This is a genomic window from Salipiger aestuarii (genome assembly GCF_003259905.1).
Taxonomy (GTDB): domain Bacteria; phylum Pseudomonadota; class Alphaproteobacteria; order Rhodobacterales; family Rhodobacteraceae; genus Salipiger; species Salipiger aestuarii.
Map to the genome: position 1 here is coordinate 47,740 of NZ_QLMG01000014.1, position 15,022 is coordinate 62,761.

Sequence of the window (15,022 nt, forward strand, 5' to 3'; positions counted from 1 at the left end):
CCCCTACACGTTCAGCAGCAGGTGCTCACGTTCCCACGGAGAGATCACGGCGAGGAATTCTTCGTATTCCGCCCGCTTCACAATCGTGTAAACCCGTGCGAATTCCGGCCCCAGCACCTCATGCAGCTCGGTCGCCCCTTCCCACAGATCCAGCGCCGACCCCAATACGCGGGGAATATCGCCTTCGCCCTCATAGGCATCGCCTCTGAACTGCCTGGAAGGGCGCAATTCCTGCATCATGCCCAGATAGCCACAGGCCAGCGACGCCGCGATCCCAAGGTAGGGATTGCAATCCATCCCCGCGAGACGGTTTTCCACCCGTCGCGCCCCGGGGCCGGACAGCGGAATGCGAATGCCCGTCGTGCGGTTGTCGCGCCCCCATTCCAGATTGATCGGCGCGGCATGATCGCGCACATAGCGGCGGTAGGAATTGACATACGGCGCCATCACCGCCACCGCCGCCGGAAGATGGGTCTGCAATCCGCCGATAAAGTTGAAAAACGCGTCCGTCTCGCCGCCCGCCGGCCCGGAAAAGATGTTGCGGCCGGTTTCGATGTCCATCACCGAATGGTGAATGTGCATGGCCGATCCCGGTTCATCCGCAATGGGCTTTGCCATGAAGGTGGCGAAACAATCGTGGCGCAGCGCCGCCTCGCGGATCAGCCGCTTGAAATAGAACACCTCGTCGGCCAGCTTGACCGGATCGCCGTGGCGCAGGTTGATTTCGAGCTGTCCGGCGCCGCCTTCTTGCGTGATGCCGTCGATCTCGAACCCCTGAGCCTCGGCGAAATCGTAGATGTCGTCGATCACGGGGCCGAATTCGTCCACCGCCGTCATCGAATAGGCCTGCCGTGCGGCGGCGGGGCGCCCCGAGCGGCCCATCATCGGCTTGATGTCCTGCGCCGGATCAAGGTTGCGCGCCACGATAAAAAATTCCATCTCGGGGGCCACGACCGGCTGCCAGCCCTGGTCTTCATACAGTTTGCACACTCGTTTCAGCACATTGCGCGGGGCAAAGGGAATGGGCCGTTCCTTGCGATCATAGGCGTCGTGGATCACCTGCAGCGTCCAGTCCGCCGTCCAGGGCGCGGCCGTGGCCGTGCTCATGTCGGGTTTCAGGATCATGTCGCGTTCGATGAACCCCTCCTCGCCGGCAGCCTCGCCCCATTCGCCGGTGATGGTCTGGTAAAAGATCGAATCCGGCAGGTGAAAATAGGCCTGGCGTTCGAATTTCGATGCGGGCACAGCCTTGCCCCGCGCGATGCCCGGAAGGTCCGAGATGATACATTCCACCTCGTCCAGCCGGCGCCCTTCCAGGTAGGCGGCGGCGGCGGGGGGCAGGTTTGCGCTATGATCGCTCATGCGAGCCTCTTTTCCCTGAAGAACCGCGCGAATTGCGCGCCGATTTCGGCGCTGTCCAGCGGCATGTCCAGCTTTGATGCGGCGTCCGATACCAGATCGGGGGGCACCACGCCGGGCGCGCGATGGGCGATAAGTGCCTGGGTGAAATCGCGGCGGAATTCCGGGTGCGGCTGCACCGTATAGGCGTGGCCGGGATAGTGGATCGCCGCATAGCGACAGACTTCGGACGAGGCAACCGCCTCGGCCCCCTCGGGTAGCGCGACGACCTGATCCTGATGCCAGGCATTCACCAGCCGCACCTTGTCGTCGTAGCGATACAGGGTCGGGCCGACGACCCAGCCCCTGTCAGATTTCTCGACCTTGCCGCCAAGTGCCTGCGCGATGATCTGGTGGCCGAAACACACCCCGATCAGCGGCTTGCCACTGGCATAGATGGCGCGGATCAGATCCTCCAGCGGGGCTATCCACGGGTGATCCTCATACGCGCCGTGGCGCGACCCGGTGATCAGCCAGCCATCGGCAGCGTCCACCCCGGCGGGAAAGTCGCCGTTCACCACCTTCCAGGTTTCAAAGTCAAATCCCTGGCCCGCAAGCAGTTGCCGGAATTGCGTGTCATAATCGCCCACCTCTTGAAGGATGACGTCCGGCACGAGGCCTGGCTGGAGGATGCCGATTTTCATGAATGCACCAATGTTCGTTGATGGCCGGACCCTAGCCGCGCGCTCGGCGCGCGGCAAGCGGAGCCTCAGACCGTGTCGAGATAGATTTCCGCCTGCTCGGCGGGGGACAGTTCGGCCATGTATCGCAGTTCCTGCCGTTTGGTCGCGAGGAAGTAGCGGATCAGCCCCGGCGGCAGGATTCGCGGCATGATCTCGCTTTTCTCGAACGCATCCATCGCGTCTTTCCAGGTGCCGGGGATCAGCGGCAGATCCTGCGCATAGGCGTTGCCGGTGATCGGGGCAGGCGGTTCGGCCTGGTCCTCGATGCCGGTCAGCGCCGCCCCAAGCAGGGTCGCCAGCAGCAGATAGGGGTTCACATCGCCGCCCGCGACTCGGTGTTCGATGCGGCGCGCCTTGGAACTGCCGCCGGGAATGCGAATGGCCGAGGTGCGGTTTTCATAGGCCCAGCAAATGCCGCAGGGCGCGTGGTTTTCCGGCACCAGCCGGTCATAGCTGTTCTGGTGCGGGGCAAAGATCAGCGTGCTGTCATGCATCGCGTTCAGCAAGCCGCCCACAGCGTGGCGCAGTTGATCGGTGCCCTTGGGGCCACCGTCGTCAAAGATGTTGTTGCCATCCTCGTCCAGCACCGAGAAATGCACATGCATGCCCGAACCGGCATAATCCTCGTAGGGTTTGGCCATGAAGGAAGCGGCAAACCCGTGCCGCCGGGCCAGCCCGCGCACCAGCATCTTGAACAGCCACGCATCGTCGGCGGCATGCAGCGCGTCGGCCTGGTGCATCAGGTTGATTTCGAACTGGCCAAGGCCCGCCTCGGAAATCGCCTGATCCGCGGGGATATCCATGTCTTCACAGGCGTCATAGAGATCGGTAAAGAACACGTCGAACGCATCCAGCGCGCGGATCGACATGACCTCGGCCGCCTTGCGGCGTTTGTTCGACCGGGGCGACAGGGGCACCTGCAACGACTTGCCGCTGTCGTCGATCAGGAAAAACTCCAGCTCGACTGCCACCATCGGCGTCAGTCCGCGCGCCTTGTACCGCTTTAGCACCTGCGCCAGCGCGTGGCGGGGGTCGGCCTCGAACGGGCGGCCGTCTTCGAGATACATCCAGATCGGCAGCAGGGCGGTGGGCGCCTCAAGCCAGGGCATCGGGACGAAACCGCGCTCGGTGGGGCGCAGCACGCCGTCGCGATCCCCGCTTTCGAACACCAGCGGACTGTCGTCGATGTCTTCGCCCCAGATGTCCAGGTTCATCACGGACAGCGGAAAGCGCGTGCCCTCCTCGACCACCTTGTCGGCAAAGCGGGCGGGAACACGCTTGCCCCGCATTTGTCCGTTAAGGTCAGAGGCCGCCACGCGAATGGTGCGGACCTGCGGGTTCTTGCGCAGCCAGCTCTTGGGGTCGTTCATGGGTCACCGATAAGGGGATTTGATCAAATTCAAGAGTAGACGAGCCGCGGTCCTGTGGCAAGCGGCGCGACGCGTCGGGCCCCAGTATTTGCGCAAGGAGGACCCGGTCGGCGCCGAGAAAATCAGCGAACCAGATTGGGGCGATAGCGCACCCCGGCCCGATGCTCTTGCGGCAGATGCCGGTTCAGATGCCGGTTTATCGCCCCGAAAACCGCAATCACGACCAGTGTGAGCAGAATGAAATACCCCGCCAGGATCGGATAGGCGACAAACGGATTAAAGGTCTTGTCGGCGAAGTAGCTGGCGTAATACAGCGCGTCGCCACGTTGTTGCCACGCCGGAAATCCACTGAAAAACACCAGCGTCGTGGCGTGAAACAGAAAGATCGCCTCGTTGGTATAGGCCGGCCAGGCCAGCCGCAGCATGGTTGGCCACACGATGCGGCGAAAGCGTGGCCAGCCGGAAAAGCCATAGGCGCCCGCCGCCTCGATGTCGCCCTTGGGGACGGACAGCAGCGCGCCGTAAAAGATCTCGCCCGAATAGGCGGCGGTGTTGAAGAACAGCACGATCAGCGCCCCAAGCCATGCCGCGCTGAACGGGTCGAACAGCGGCGAGACGGATTTCAGCGCAAGAAACAGGAAATAGGCAAAAAAGAACTGGATGAACAAGGGTGATCCGCGAAACACGAAAATGAACCACTCCGACAGCTTGCGCAGCGCCGTCACCTTCGATGCCTTGCCGACCGCAAGGGCCGTGGCCAGAAAGAACCCCGCCCCCAGCGCCAGAATCCCGAAATAGACGTTCCAGATCATCCCGGACCCGATCAGCACCACCTGCTTGCACAGGGTGAAGTCGTCGCGCGGCAACAGGCGCTCTCCGATCCCGATCGAGCGCAATCCGTAATCCGCCACTACGTCCCAGCAGCTCATGCGTGTCCTTTCGCGCCCGGCAGCGGGCGCACCCTGACAGGAAAGGCCAGGCGCATCACGCCGCCTTCCTTTGCGCTTCGCCGCCCATGGTGGCCTGTCCGTGGGTCAGGCGCTTCATCACCCGGCCCAGCACGATTTCGGACACCCTCGTAAAACACAGGTAGAACACCAGAAGAGCGCCGAAATAATACACCCGCCAGTCGCCATGCGGGTAATCGGTGAACCGCGGCGTTTTCGATCCGCCCAGTTCGCGCGCCCAGTACACGATGTCTTCGATCCCCAGCAGGAACAGCAGCGGCGTCGCCTTGATGAGCACCATCCACAGGTTCGACAATCCGGGCAGCGCATAGACCCACATCTGCGGCACAAGGATGCGCCAGAACGTCTGGCGGTGCGACATGCCATAGGCCTCGGCGGTTTCCAGCTGCGCGCGGGGCACCGCCTTCATCGCGCCGAACAGCACGTTGGCGGCGAATGCACCGAACACGATGGCGAAGGTCAGCACCGCAAGGCTGAATCCATAGGCCTCGTGCCAGATCTGAGGCGAGGACGACAGCGGCAGCTTGGCGGCCGGGCAGACCACGAAATCATTGCCCTGCCGGATCGCCGCGTCCCAGTCAGGGCATTTGGCCTGATGCCGGAGCCATTCGAAAAGCTGGTCCAGCGCGATGACAAAGAACAGGAAAAACGCGATGTCCGGCACCCCGCGCACCACGGCGATATAGGCCTTGCCCAGCCATCGCAGCGGTGCGACCCGCGACCTGGCCGCCATCGCGCCGCCGAACCCGAACGCCAGCGCCACCGGCGCGGTGATCGCCAGCAGCAACAACACCGTTCCGAACGAGCCATAGAACGCCATGTGCTTGCCCGTCGTCAGGTAGCACATCAGCCAGCTGAGGCCGGACAGGGTCGATGGATCGGCGCAAGAGGGAAAGATGGTCGCTCTCCGGTCTTCGGGCCCCGGCCACGCAGGCGGCCGGGGCGGGGGCCATCAGAACTTTGGGCTGTCTTCGCCGAGATATTCGACAATCATCGCGTTGAGAGTGCCATCGTCCTTCATGGACTGGATCGCCGCGTCGAATTTTTCGCGCAGCTCGGGGTCGGACTGGCGGAAGGCCATGCCGATGCCGCCGCCCAGCGGCACGTCGTCGCCCACGAACATCACTGCGCCACCGGATTCCTCGACCACCGGGATCAGGTAGTCCTTGTCCGACAGCACCGCATCGGCCTCGCCGGATTTCATCGCGGCGACGGTTTCGTCGGGGGACGGGTATTCGACCAGTGTCGCGCCTTCCATGGTGGCCACATGGGCCGACTGGATGGTGCCGGTCTGCGCCGCGATCACCGCCGTATCCAGGTCGATTCCATCCGTCGTCGCGGCATAGGCGGAGGGCGACGGCGGGGTGTAGTTCTGGGTAAAGGCCACCACCTCTTCGCGCTCGGGCGTGATCGACATGCCCGCGATGATCGCGTCGTAGTTGCCCGAAACCAGGTTGGGAATGATCGAATCCCAGTCGTTGGTGACCCATTCGCAGGTCAGTTCGGCGCGGCTGCACAGCTCGTCGCCCAGTGCGCGTTCAAAGCCGTCGACCTCGCCCGCGTCGTTGATGAAGTTGTACGGAGGGTAGGCGCCTTCGGTGCCCAGCCGCACCACGTCCTGCGCCAGTGCCATGCTTGCGCTCATCGCCAGCGCGGCGGTGCCGAAAAGGATCTTGTTCATTCGATTGCTCCCTTGGTTGGACTTGCCCACGGCTTACGCATGGGTCGTGGATTTCAGGAACCCTTGCAGGCGTTCGGATTTCGGCGCGCCGAACAGCGTTTCCGGCGGGCCTTGTTCCTCGATCAGGCCCTGGTGCAGGAAAACGACGTGGTCGCTGACGTCATGGGCCATCTTCATGTCATGCGTGACGATCAGCATCGTGCGCCCTTCGGCGGCAAGATCCTTGATGACCTTGACCACCTCCTGTTCCAGTTCCGGGTCCAGCGCCGAGGTCGGTTCGTCAAACAGCAGCGCCTGGGGTTCCATGCACAGCGCACGCGCAATGGCGGCGCGTTGTTGCTGGCCGCCCGACAGCTGCGCGGGAAAGGCGTCGGCCTTGTCGCCGATGCCCACCTTGTCAAGGTAGGCGCGCGCGGCATTCTCGACCTCGGCGGGGGCGCGTTTCAGCACCGACACCGGGGCCTCCATCACGTTTTGCAGGATGGTCATGTGGGCCCACAGGTTGAACTGCTGGAACACCATCGACAGGTTGGTGCGGATGCGCAGCACCTGTCGCGGATCGGCCGGGCTGCGGGCGTGGCCCTTGCCATTCCACGCGACGGGTTCGCCCTGGAACAGGATGTCGCCCTGCTGGCTGTCTTCGAGCAGGTTGCAGCAGCGCAGCAGCGTCGATTTGCCAGACCCGGACGAGCCAATCAGTGACACCACGTCGCCGCGATGCGCGGTGACATTGACGCCCTTCAGCACCTCAAGGCTGCCGTATGCCTTGTGCAGGTTGCGGATCTGGATGACGGGGGTGGCGTTCGGCAAGCCTTACCTCTGGAAAATGCATTGGGTGTCGATCGGTCGGTGAGCCAAAACATGGGCGGAAACCGCCGGGCAATGCAATGCGCAAAACGGCATCGCCTGCCGGGTTTTCGCCGCGTCATGCAGCAAACGCCCAACCGAAAGGCGCCGCGCGCGCGCCTCTGGGCGCCGCCGACCCGCGGTTCAGCGCGCGGCCTCGACCCGTTTGCGCGCAAGCGCCGAATCCATATCGCTGATCCCCAGCAGGTTGGTTACCAGCCGCAACAGAGCGTCTTCCTCGGCCTCGCGCACGCCATCCGCTAGCACCACCTGCCACAGCGCCTCGATCACGCCGATGCGCTCATCGTAGCTTACCGCGTCCTTGATCGACCGGGTGAACCGCACGGTGTCGGGCGCTTCGGCTTCCAGCGCCTCGGCATCGCTGCGCAGCTTTGCCGCTTCGAACGGCGACAGCGCGTAGCGGGCGGCGACGATGCGGTCGATCCGGCTGCTTTCGGCGGTATCATAGGTTTCATCGGCCCGTGCGACGCGCACCAGCAGCGCGGTCAGCGCAAGGCGGGCGTCGGTGTCGGGCAGGGGCGCGGGGCCGGGCTCGGTGAGCCTGCGAAGGAATTCTGCGAACATGCCCTTGCATATAGCGCGCCCGAGGCGGGCAGGAAAGCGCCGCTCTCGCCCGCGTGAGCGGCGGCGTCAAAGCGTGTCCAGCATCCTGAGGCGTTCGGCTTCAAGCGCATTGTCCCCAAGCCCGAGGTGTTCTTCGATCCTCGCGACCATGGCAGCTTCATCGGTGCCGGTAACGCCGTCGGCATGGACAACATCCCACAGCGCCTCGGCGGCGGCGCGGCGTTGCGCCAGCGGTACGGCTTCGCGGATATGGGCGGCCATGGTCGCGGCATCGGGGCCGTCCTTGGCAAGCTTTTCGCAGGCCGCTCGCATCCGCGCGGCCCGGACCGGATCCAGCCCCATGGCCCTGGCTAGGGTGCGGTCGATCTGTTCGATCTCCTCGAACAGATAGCCGTGGTCCGCCAGCGCGACCTTGACCAGAAGCGCGCCCAGAGCGTGGCTTGCATCCAGATCGGGCAAGGGCCGGTCGGGCCGCTTGCCAAGGTGAAGCATCGCTTTCAGTCGTTCGAACATGGCTTTGTCCTTTGGTGTTGGGGGATCCGCCGGTGTTGCGTGCGCCGCAAGGCGGGGGGACGGGTCCGGGCGTGGTGACCGCGAAATCACCGCCTAGCCGGCGCGGCGCGGCAGGTCGATCTCGGTCGGAAGCACCCCCAGCACCGCCTCGCTCAGCGCCATGGCACGGGGATCGTCCGGCGTGCAAAGCCCGGCGGACACCAGTGTGTCGCTCAGGCTGACCGCCATGGCGCGCCGGTCCGCGTGGCAGATGACCGCATGCAGCACGGCGGCAAATTCCGCGCTGGCGGGGGCGGCGGCTTCGACGCGGGCGCAGGCCTCCAGCATCTCGGATGCTTCCCTGGCGGTCAGGTCGTAGCGCCGCGCCAGAACCGCGCTCAGCAATCCCGGCAGCGCAAGCAGGGGCGCATGGTCGGTGCGCGCCGCGCGCAGCAACAGCGCGCCAAGCGCAAGCGGCGCATCGCCCGGATCGAACGGCGCCGCCCGCGGGGCGGTTAGCCAGAACCTCAGATTGCGTCCCAAGCCGGGCCTGCCTTGGGCGAAGAGGGCGCCAGACGCGCGTGAACAGGTTTCGGCATGTCAGTCCTTTCCAGCCGCTAGAGTGGTAATCTGGGGCGCCGGGCCGCAACTGGCAATGGTGGATGTCGTGTCGATCGGGCGGGCCGCGCCGGGTCCGGCGGAATGGCGCGGGGCCGCCCACGCCCGCGCGCGCGAATGCGCCGGTCGCGCTCCCCCGGAACGCTGGCGGCACGGGCGGCGGCGCGGGGCGCCGGAAAGGGGGCGGTCGGTGCTCATCCAAGGCAGGATACACGTCGGACCGGAATCCGCTCAGTGTTTTTTCACCGCATGGAACAGCCGGTCGATGCGCCTTGTTTCATCGGCCAGCCCCCAGGGCGGGTTTAGGACGAACATGCCGGAGCCGATCATCCGGTGCCCCTCGCGGATCGGAGGAAACCGGATCTCATGGCGCAGCGCCTCGGGGTGGGCGGCCTGCAGCGTGCGCAGCATCGGCTCATGCAGCCCCGAGGTCAGGATCGGATACCACAGCGCAAGAACGCCGACGTTCCATTTGCGTGCGATCCGCCCCAGAAAGCGCGGAATGCTGTCGTAGTCGCGTTTCACCTCATATGACGGGTCGACCAGCATCATGCCCCGGCGCGGATCCGGCGGGCAGAGGCTTTGCGCCAGGTCGAACCCGTCCTGATGGTGGATGGCGACGTTATGCCCGCGCGCCGCCTTGCACAGGGCTGCGTGTTCCTGCGGATGCAGTTCGGCCAGATGCAGCCGGTCGGTGTCGCGCAGTACCGTGCGCGCGATCAGCGGCGATCCGGGGTAGGCGTCCGGCCCATGCGCGGCGCGGATCGTTTCCAGCGCCTGTGTATAGGGGTGGTCCTTGGGCAATGCGCCCGACAGCGTGCCGATGCCCTTGGCCGCCTCACCGGTGCGCTGCGCCTCGCTGGCGGACAGATCGTACAGCCCGCGCCCTGCATGGGTTTCGATATAGCTCACGGGCTTGTCCTTACGCATCAGGTAGTCAAGCATCCACGCAAGCAGCGCGTGTTTCTGCACATCCGCGAGGTTTCCGGCGTGATAAAGGTGCTGATAGGAAAGCATGGCGGCTCCGGCAGGGGTGTCGGCGCGTTCTAGGGCATCGCGCGCCGATAGGCGACGGCTGTTTTTTGCCGCATCGGTCCGGCGGCGCGGGCCCGCACCGCAGTCGTCTGGCGGTGCGCTGACGACGTGAAACCGGCTCGGCGCGGGATCGCCGGCGGGGCATTCGCTTGACGAACCAGCCAGTGCGCGGGCGCGCCGACCGGCCCTTTGCCAGTCTGCTCTGGCGCGAAATCTCGCCAAGGGGAGCGCCGGACGCCGGCGATGGACAGCCGTTTGCCGCCCGGAGCGATCCGGTGGGCTTGTCAGCGCGCCTTGATCTCGATGGAAAAGCTGCGCCGCGCGCCGCTGGGGGGGGCGGGAAAGGGCGAGGCGCTCTGGACGACGCGCAGGGCCGCCCGGTCCAGCGCCGCCGATCCGGAACTGCGCGCGACCGCCAGCCCCGCCAGCCCGCCGCTGCCGCCGATGCGGAACGCGATCACCGCGCTGCCCCGAGCGTTGAGCCGGGGGGGCGACACGCGGCGAAGCTTGCGCATCACCTCTCCGGGGTAATTGCTGGCCGCCGCATTGCCCGAGTCCGCGGACCGCCCGCCCGGCCCGCTGGATGCCGCGCGCGCTGTCTGCGTGCCGCTGGCCTGTCCAGCACGGGCGTTGCGGTCGGAATTGCCTTGCGGTTGGTCGCGCTGCGGGGCGCGGGTCTTGCGGGTGGTTTGTGTGTGTTTCTGCGGGTCTGGTACGGGCACGTCCAGCGTGTCGGGCCGCGTCACCGGGCGGCGGGAGACGGCGATCGCTTCGGACGAGACGTCGTCCTGTTCGGCCTCGATGGTTTCGGCCTGCACGGACCCCGGTTGCGGGGCCGCGGGATGAGCTGTTTCGGGTTGGGCAGGCTTGGCCTGGACGGGGGACGGCGGGGCGGAACCGGGCGAGGTTCCTTCGGGGGCGATGGCCGCAACCACATCCGAGTTCGCCGACAGCGCCATCGCCTCGTCGCTTTCTGCGGGCGTCGGTTCGACCGGGGCCGCGCCATCCGAAATCGGGCCGGCGGCGACCGCCTGTGCAGGTGGCTCCGGCGCGGCGGCGGGCCACGCCTGTTCCGGCGGCGTGATTTGCCTGACCGGTTCGGCCTCGGTCGGCGCGTCGGGGGGGAGCGGGCTAAGGCTGCCCGCCGCCATGTCGGCAAAACTTGCCCCCAGGGTTGCCTCGATGGCGCCTGCCGCGCTGTCCATCTGCACCGGGGGTTCTGCCTGCATCACCGCCACGGCGAGCGCGCCATGCGCGGTACATGCCAGCAGCGCCGCAATGAATTTTGCCGCGCGCGAGCTGCGAATGCCAATCTCCATCACCGCTCAAGCCCCCTTTCGGATACGACCATGACGCTTTCGGCCCCGCCCCGGCGCAGGGCGCGGGCAAGGGCAACCAGATCTGCCGCGGGCAGGGCACGGTCGGGCACCACGCGCACCGTTGCGGGCGCCTCTGCGCCGCGTTCGGCCAGGAACGCCTCGGCGCTGGCGATGGGCGCGCCGCGCCACAGCAGGCTGCCGTCGGGGCGCACCACCAGCGCATCGTTCGGCGGGGGCGCGCCGTCCAGCTCGGCGGTGTTCACCAGCTTCAGCGACGCATCAACGGGCTTCGCCACCTGACCGGCCACCAGAAAAAATATCAGCATCAGGAACACGACGTTGATAAGGGCAATCGTCGGCTCGCGGTGGGATTTCGCGCGCGTCTTCCCGATCATCACGATTTCCCCAGGATGGTGGGGGCAAAGCCCGGCACGCCGCGCAGCACGACAAGCAGGTCGGTCAGCCGTTGCGACGTGACCTCGGGTCGCAGCGCCACCAGCAGGCGCCGGGCCTCGTCTTCGTCCGCTGCCTTGTGTCCCGCCAGCGCCTTGGCCAGATCGTCAAGGGTCAGTTCGGCGGCGTTCAGCATGACGGTGTCCGCCCCGAGCCGGAGGAACAGCGGCGGCGTGTCGGCGCCGGACGCAACCTCGGCGCCGGCGGCCATCAGTTCGACCTCGGAGAACTTCGTAAAGGTCGAGCTGAGCATGAAGAACAGCAGCAGCAGGAAGATGATGTCGATCAGCGATGTCACCGACAGCCTGCGCCTGCGGCGGATCCTACGCATGGGCGGGCGCGCCCGCAGCGTCCGCCGGGGCAGGCCCTGCGCCCACGGGCGACAGGATGCTGCGCAGGGCGCGGTCGGCGAGCACGCGCTCGGCGTCGATGCGCGCCTCAAGCCAGCTTAGCACAACCTGTGTCGGCATCGCCACGGCGAGCCCCACGGCGGTGGTCAGCAACGCCACCCAGATGCCGCCCGCCAGCAGCGACGGGTCAACCTGGCTGCCCGCGTCCTGCAACGCCTGAAAGGCCGCGATCATGCCCAGAACGGTGCCGAACAGACCGACCAGCGGCGACAGCTGCGCCACCCCGTCCAGAAAGCGGAATCCCCGTTCAAGGCGCGCAAAGCGGGCCTCGGCCTCGGCATCCAGCCGGGCGCTGTCGACGCTGCCCGCCAGCGCCATCGCGACCACGGGGCGCAGATAGCTGCGCGAACGGTCCAGCGCCCGGTGTGCCTCGCCCCGGTCGCCTCGGTCCCAGGCCGCAACCGCATCGCGCAAGGCGCGGTGACGGCCGACCCCGGCAGCGCGGAATTGCCAGAGCTTGTACAGCACGACCGTCAGCGTGACGATCGACACGACCGCAAGAAACAGCACGACCGGGCCGCCCAGATCGTAAAGGCGCAGCACCAGCCCGCCCAGCGTGTCCAGTGGCGTTCCGGTCATCCCATCATCTCCACATCGGTGCGGCTGGACAGGGTCAGACCGTCGGTGCAGACCTGCGCTCCGGCCGGCGCGTCGCAGGTGGCCGCGCCGTTGATAAGCACCTGGCCGAGCGCGTCGCATTGCAGGCCGGGAACCACGAACTGGCGCAAACGCGGCTTGTTGGCGGGCAGTGCAGCGAAATCGAACAGGGTCAGGCGCTCGACCTGTCCGTTGGTGTCGAACAGCACGGTTTCGAACACCACGGCGGCGATGTCCGCGCCAGAGGCGTTGCGCGCCAGAAAGCTCAGCTTGCAGCCGCGCTCGGTCTGTTGCTGGGCGTTCAGCTCGATGGACAGCGTCGCTGCGGGCGCGGCGTCCGCGTCTTGCGCGATTGCCGGAATGGCAAAGCAAAGACCGCTGACAAGGCTTGTCGCGGCGAAAAAGGCGTGGAGACGGATGGCACTGGGCACCGGCAGCTCCCTGAATGCAGGTCTGGATTGCATGCTTGCGCCCGTGTGGGCGCTGGCTGGATCGTCCCGTGAGGAGTCACCACAGTTTCGGTAGGGTTACAATACCTTATTAAGTTTCTCAACTACTCGGACGCGGGCGCGACCAGGAACCGCAAAACCCGAAGGGTCCGTTCTTGCGGATCCCCGCGTCGCCAGCCACGTTGCGACGGGATGGTCATTCCACCGCCCCGCCCCCTTGCAGGCGTTGCGTGTTGCGCCGCGCAGAATTGAACCGGGGCGCATGTTACGCGTAACTCGCCGTCGCCTCCGGACTTGTCTGACGCGCGCCGGATGACATGCCGTGATTTGGGTTTGCCGGCAAACGGCACCTCACGCGGCCCGATCCGCGCAACGACCCGACCCCGCGCCCGTCGACCCCGTGCCGCTGCCCGTATGGACAACCGGGCCCTCAGGAGGTCGGACATCGGGCCGGGCAGGGGCATGCGGGGCGACGTTTTCGGCGATGCCCTTGCGCCGTCCCGGCAAACGCCGGGCAAATATGCGACGCGGGGTCCGGCAGAGCCGCTCGCAGGCTCAAGGCGCCCTGCGGGGGCACGCGCTGCGACTCCATTTCACGGGGTGGATATATATGCAGCCGTAACGCTGCGAGGATGACGCAGCAGAATAAAAAGAGATATGGCAACCGCTTTCATTGCAATTGTCCTGGCCAAGAACGTGTTCCAACTGCCCAGATCTGACGCTGACGGGCGGACCCCGTATTGAAGCGTCGCATCCGCCGAGAACGGCGGCTGGCAGAAATTTCCGAGTTGGAGTGCTGTGTCATTCGCGTCGCGCCCGACGCTGGCGCGTTTTGCTGGCAAAGGCAATTCGAGGCGCGTGGCCATACGGTCAAGGTCATCGTGCCGCAGGGTGTCAAACCCTTCGTCAAGCGTCGGAAGAATGGTCAGAATGATGCAGAGGCCATTTGCACCGCCTTGATGCTGCCGAACAGGAAGTTTGTGCCAGTCACGTCAGAAGAGCAGCAAGACATTCAGACGCCGCTTTGTGAACCACAGGGCCGCCCTTGACGGTCAGATGTGGTGCCGCGCCCGGATCCCGTGACCCCGACCAGGTGCCACCCGTTCCGCGCACCCACGTTGCCTGACAAACCGTGCCTGACAAGCCGCGCCAGACAAAAAGGCCGCCCGGAGGCGGCTTCATTGTAACTGACTGGGTTCGCCGGTTTATTTGGAGCGGGCGAGGCGATTCGAACGCCCGACCCTAACCTTGGCAAGGTTATGCTCTACCCCTGAGCTACGCCCGCATCCGTCGGCAGCCGACCTGCCGTTGACCAACTGGAGCGGGCGAGGCGATTCGAACGCCCGACCCTAACCTTGGCAAGGTTATGCTCTACCCCTGAGCTACGCCCGCAACCGGTTGGTTGGGGCGATTTAGAGGCTCTGACGCAGCTTCGCAAGAGGAAATATTCGCCCGACCGCCGAAAACTTGCGACGGGCGCGCACCGATGCCGCGTTATATGTGAGGCGACAACGGGCCAACCCCCCGTTGCGCCGTGAAACGCACTGTCAAAGCACTGGATTTCGCCATGACCTCCGCCATGACCTCGCTTGTGAACCGTTGGGCCACCCCGCTGATTGCGGGACTCTTCCTTGTCTCGCTGATTTCGGGAATTGCCTTGTTCTTTCACTGGAACGCCTTCTGGTTCCACGGCATGCACGAATGGCTCAGCATGGTCCTGATCGTGCCGTTCGCGCTGCACCTGTGGAAGAACTGGCGACCGATGAAGGCTTATATCCGCAAGCCTGCCTTTGCCGTGGCGATGGTGGTGTCCTTGCTTGCGGCGATTGTCTTTGTCGTGCCGACCATCGGCGCGACGAGCGGTCCGCGTAACGGGCCGGCGCAATTCGGCATGGCGCAAAAAATGCTTGGCGGATCGGTGGCCGAGATCGCGGCCATTCTGGACGAATCCCCGACATCGCTTGCGGCGCGGCTGGCGCGCGCCGGTTTCACGATCACCTCGCCCGATCAGACCCTGTCCGGGATTGCCGCCGCGTCCGGCCAGTCAGACATTGCGGTGATGGCCGTGATTGCCGGGCAGGGCTGACGGCAACAAAAGACCCGCGGCGCAGGGCGCGC

18 protein-coding genes and 2 tRNA genes are annotated in these 15,022 nt (G+C 65.7%); 2 read left to right on the plus strand and 18 right to left on the minus strand.

The window, feature by feature from the left end; translation table 11 throughout:
• Window positions 1-3: 3 nt before the first annotated feature.
• The 16 genes from ATI53_RS09530 to ATI53_RS09605 all read right to left on the minus strand — a co-directional run bounded on the left by ATI53_RS09530 (window position 4) and on the right by ATI53_RS09605 (window position 12,886).
• Window positions 4-1,362 carry a glutamine synthetase family protein gene (locus tag ATI53_RS09530; protein ID WP_009504724.1) on the minus strand — a complete coding sequence of 453 codons (1,359 nt, stop codon included), beginning with the start codon at window positions 1,360-1,362 and terminating at the stop codon, window positions 4-6.
• Window positions 1,359-2,042, minus strand: a complete 684-nt coding sequence (locus ATI53_RS09535) for a type 1 glutamine amidotransferase (protein WP_009504723.1) — start codon at window positions 2,040-2,042, stop codon at window positions 1,359-1,361. The genes ATI53_RS09530 and ATI53_RS09535 overlap by 4 nt, the downstream gene beginning before the upstream one ends.
• A gap of 65 nt (window positions 2,043-2,107) precedes the next feature.
• Window positions 2,108-3,451, minus strand: a complete 1,344-nt coding sequence (locus ATI53_RS09540; RefSeq protein WP_009504722.1) for a glutamine synthetase family protein — start codon at window positions 3,449-3,451, stop codon at window positions 2,108-2,110.
• Window positions 3,452-3,573: 122 nt separating this feature from the next.
• Window positions 3,574-4,380 (minus strand): ABC transporter permease, encoded by an 807-nt coding sequence (locus ATI53_RS09545; protein WP_009504721.1) that lies wholly within the window; start codon window positions 4,378-4,380, stop codon window positions 3,574-3,576.
• Between the two features lie 55 nt (window positions 4,381-4,435).
• Window positions 4,436-5,317 (minus strand): ABC transporter permease, encoded by an 882-nt coding sequence (locus tag ATI53_RS09550; RefSeq protein ID WP_111550278.1) that lies wholly within the window; start codon window positions 5,315-5,317, stop codon window positions 4,436-4,438.
• Window positions 5,318-5,371: 54 nt separating this feature from the next.
• Window positions 5,372-6,100: a transporter substrate-binding domain-containing protein gene (locus tag ATI53_RS09555; RefSeq protein WP_111550279.1), complete on the minus strand. Its 729-nt coding sequence runs from the start codon at window positions 6,098-6,100 to the stop codon at window positions 5,372-5,374.
• A gap of 33 nt (window positions 6,101-6,133) precedes the next feature.
• Entirely contained in the window at window positions 6,134-6,910 is a 777-nt protein-coding gene (locus ATI53_RS09560; protein ID WP_009504718.1) for an ABC transporter ATP-binding protein, read from the minus strand.
• Between the two features lie 180 nt (window positions 6,911-7,090).
• On the minus strand, window positions 7,091-7,531 hold the full coding sequence (locus ATI53_RS09565; RefSeq protein WP_009504717.1) for a tellurite resistance TerB family protein: 441 nt from the start codon (window positions 7,529-7,531) through the stop codon (window positions 7,091-7,093).
• A 66-nt stretch (window positions 7,532-7,597) separates the two neighbouring features.
• The gene (locus ATI53_RS09570; protein ID WP_111550280.1) at window positions 7,598-8,044 is read right to left on the minus strand and encodes a tellurite resistance TerB family protein; all 447 of its coding nucleotides are present in this window, start codon (window positions 8,042-8,044) and stop codon (window positions 7,598-7,600) included.
• A gap of 93 nt (window positions 8,045-8,137) precedes the next feature.
• Window positions 8,138-8,566 (minus strand): hypothetical protein, encoded by a 429-nt coding sequence (locus ATI53_RS09575; RefSeq protein WP_009504715.1) that lies wholly within the window; start codon window positions 8,564-8,566, stop codon window positions 8,138-8,140.
• Between the two features lie 306 nt (window positions 8,567-8,872).
• Complete coding sequence (locus ATI53_RS09580) at window positions 8,873-9,658, minus strand: 23S rRNA (adenine(2030)-N(6))-methyltransferase RlmJ (RefSeq protein ID WP_009504291.1); 786 nt, start codon at window positions 9,656-9,658, stop codon at window positions 8,873-8,875.
• 302 nt (window positions 9,659-9,960) lie between these two features.
• Entirely contained in the window at window positions 9,961-10,995 is a 1,035-nt protein-coding gene (locus ATI53_RS09585) for a TonB family protein (RefSeq protein ID WP_111550281.1), read from the minus strand.
• The gene (locus ATI53_RS09590; RefSeq protein ID WP_111550282.1) at window positions 10,995-11,390 is read right to left on the minus strand and encodes an ExbD/TolR family protein; all 396 of its coding nucleotides are present in this window, start codon (window positions 11,388-11,390) and stop codon (window positions 10,995-10,997) included. The genes ATI53_RS09585 and ATI53_RS09590 overlap by 1 nt, the downstream gene beginning before the upstream one ends.
• Window positions 11,390-11,779 carry a biopolymer transporter ExbD gene (locus ATI53_RS09595; RefSeq protein WP_190325579.1) on the minus strand — a complete coding sequence of 130 codons (390 nt, stop codon included), beginning with the start codon at window positions 11,777-11,779 and terminating at the stop codon, window positions 11,390-11,392. The genes ATI53_RS09590 and ATI53_RS09595 overlap by 1 nt, the downstream gene beginning before the upstream one ends.
• Complete coding sequence (locus ATI53_RS09600; RefSeq protein WP_111550283.1) at window positions 11,772-12,437, minus strand: MotA/TolQ/ExbB proton channel family protein; 666 nt, start codon at window positions 12,435-12,437, stop codon at window positions 11,772-11,774. Before ATI53_RS09600 ends, ATI53_RS09595 begins: the two co-directional genes overlap by 8 nt.
• The gene (locus ATI53_RS09605; RefSeq protein ID WP_009504296.1) at window positions 12,434-12,886 is read right to left on the minus strand and encodes a hypothetical protein; all 453 of its coding nucleotides are present in this window, start codon (window positions 12,884-12,886) and stop codon (window positions 12,434-12,436) included. Before ATI53_RS09605 ends, ATI53_RS09600 begins: the two co-directional genes overlap by 4 nt.
• Window positions 12,887-13,644: 758 nt before the next feature.
• Here ATI53_RS09605 and ATI53_RS09610 point away from each other — a divergent pair.
• Window positions 13,645-13,953: a hypothetical protein gene (locus ATI53_RS09610; RefSeq protein WP_111550284.1), complete on the plus strand. Its 309-nt coding sequence runs from the start codon at window positions 13,645-13,647 to the stop codon at window positions 13,951-13,953.
• A gap of 161 nt (window positions 13,954-14,114) precedes the next feature.
• On the opposite strand, the gene ATI53_RS09615 is transcribed toward ATI53_RS09610, so the two are convergent.
• Window positions 14,115-14,189 (minus strand) — tRNA-Gly (locus ATI53_RS09615).
• 32 nt (window positions 14,190-14,221) lie between these two features.
• Window positions 14,222-14,296 (minus strand) — tRNA-Gly (locus ATI53_RS09620).
• A 175-nt stretch (window positions 14,297-14,471) separates the two neighbouring features.
• On the opposite strand from ATI53_RS09620, the gene ATI53_RS09625 reads away from it, so the two are divergent.
• On the plus strand, window positions 14,472-14,990 hold the full coding sequence (locus ATI53_RS09625) for a DUF4405 domain-containing protein (RefSeq protein ID WP_223865930.1): 519 nt from the start codon (window positions 14,472-14,474) through the stop codon (window positions 14,988-14,990).
• The last annotated feature ends 32 nt before the right edge of the window (window positions 14,991-15,022 follow it).

What these genes read in the sequence shown, in the direction of transcription:
- ATI53_RS09530 (WP_009504724.1), bottom strand. Translation starts at nt 1,362, where the DNA reads ATGAGCGATCATAGCGCAAACCTGCCCCCCGCCGCCGCCGCCTACCTG.
- ATI53_RS09535 (WP_009504723.1), bottom strand. Translation starts at nt 2,042, where the DNA reads ATGAAAATCGGCATCCTCCAGCCAGGCCTCGTGCCGGACGTCATCCTT.
- ATI53_RS09540 (WP_009504722.1), bottom strand. Translation starts at nt 3,451, where the DNA reads ATGAACGACCCCAAGAGCTGGCTGCGCAAGAACCCGCAGGTCCGCACC.
- ATI53_RS09545 (WP_009504721.1), bottom strand. Translation starts at nt 4,380, where the DNA reads ATGAGCTGCTGGGACGTAGTGGCGGATTACGGATTGCGCTCGATCGGG.
- ATI53_RS09555 (WP_111550279.1), bottom strand. Translation starts at nt 6,100, where the DNA reads ATGAACAAGATCCTTTTCGGCACCGCCGCGCTGGCGATGAGCGCAAGC.
- ATI53_RS09565 (WP_009504717.1), bottom strand. Translation starts at nt 7,531, where the DNA reads ATGTTCGCAGAATTCCTTCGCAGGCTCACCGAGCCCGGCCCCGCGCCC.
- ATI53_RS09570 (WP_111550280.1), bottom strand. Translation starts at nt 8,044, where the DNA reads ATGTTCGAACGACTGAAAGCGATGCTTCACCTTGGCAAGCGGCCCGAC.
- ATI53_RS09580 (WP_009504291.1), bottom strand. Translation starts at nt 9,658, where the DNA reads ATGCTTTCCTATCAGCACCTTTATCACGCCGGAAACCTCGCGGATGTG.
- ATI53_RS09585 (WP_111550281.1), bottom strand. Translation starts at nt 10,995, where the DNA reads ATGGAGATTGGCATTCGCAGCTCGCGCGCGGCAAAATTCATTGCGGCG.
- ATI53_RS09590 (WP_111550282.1), bottom strand. Translation starts at nt 11,390, where the DNA reads ATGATCGGGAAGACGCGCGCGAAATCCCACCGCGAGCCGACGATTGCC.
- ATI53_RS09595 (WP_190325579.1), bottom strand. Translation starts at nt 11,779, where the DNA reads ATGCGTAGGATCCGCCGCAGGCGCAGGCTGTCGGTGACATCGCTGATC.
- ATI53_RS09600 (WP_111550283.1), bottom strand. Translation starts at nt 12,437, where the DNA reads ATGACCGGAACGCCACTGGACACGCTGGGCGGGCTGGTGCTGCGCCTT.
- ATI53_RS09625 (WP_223865930.1), top strand. Translation starts at nt 14,472, where the DNA reads ATGACCTCCGCCATGACCTCGCTTGTGAACCGTTGGGCCACCCCGCTG.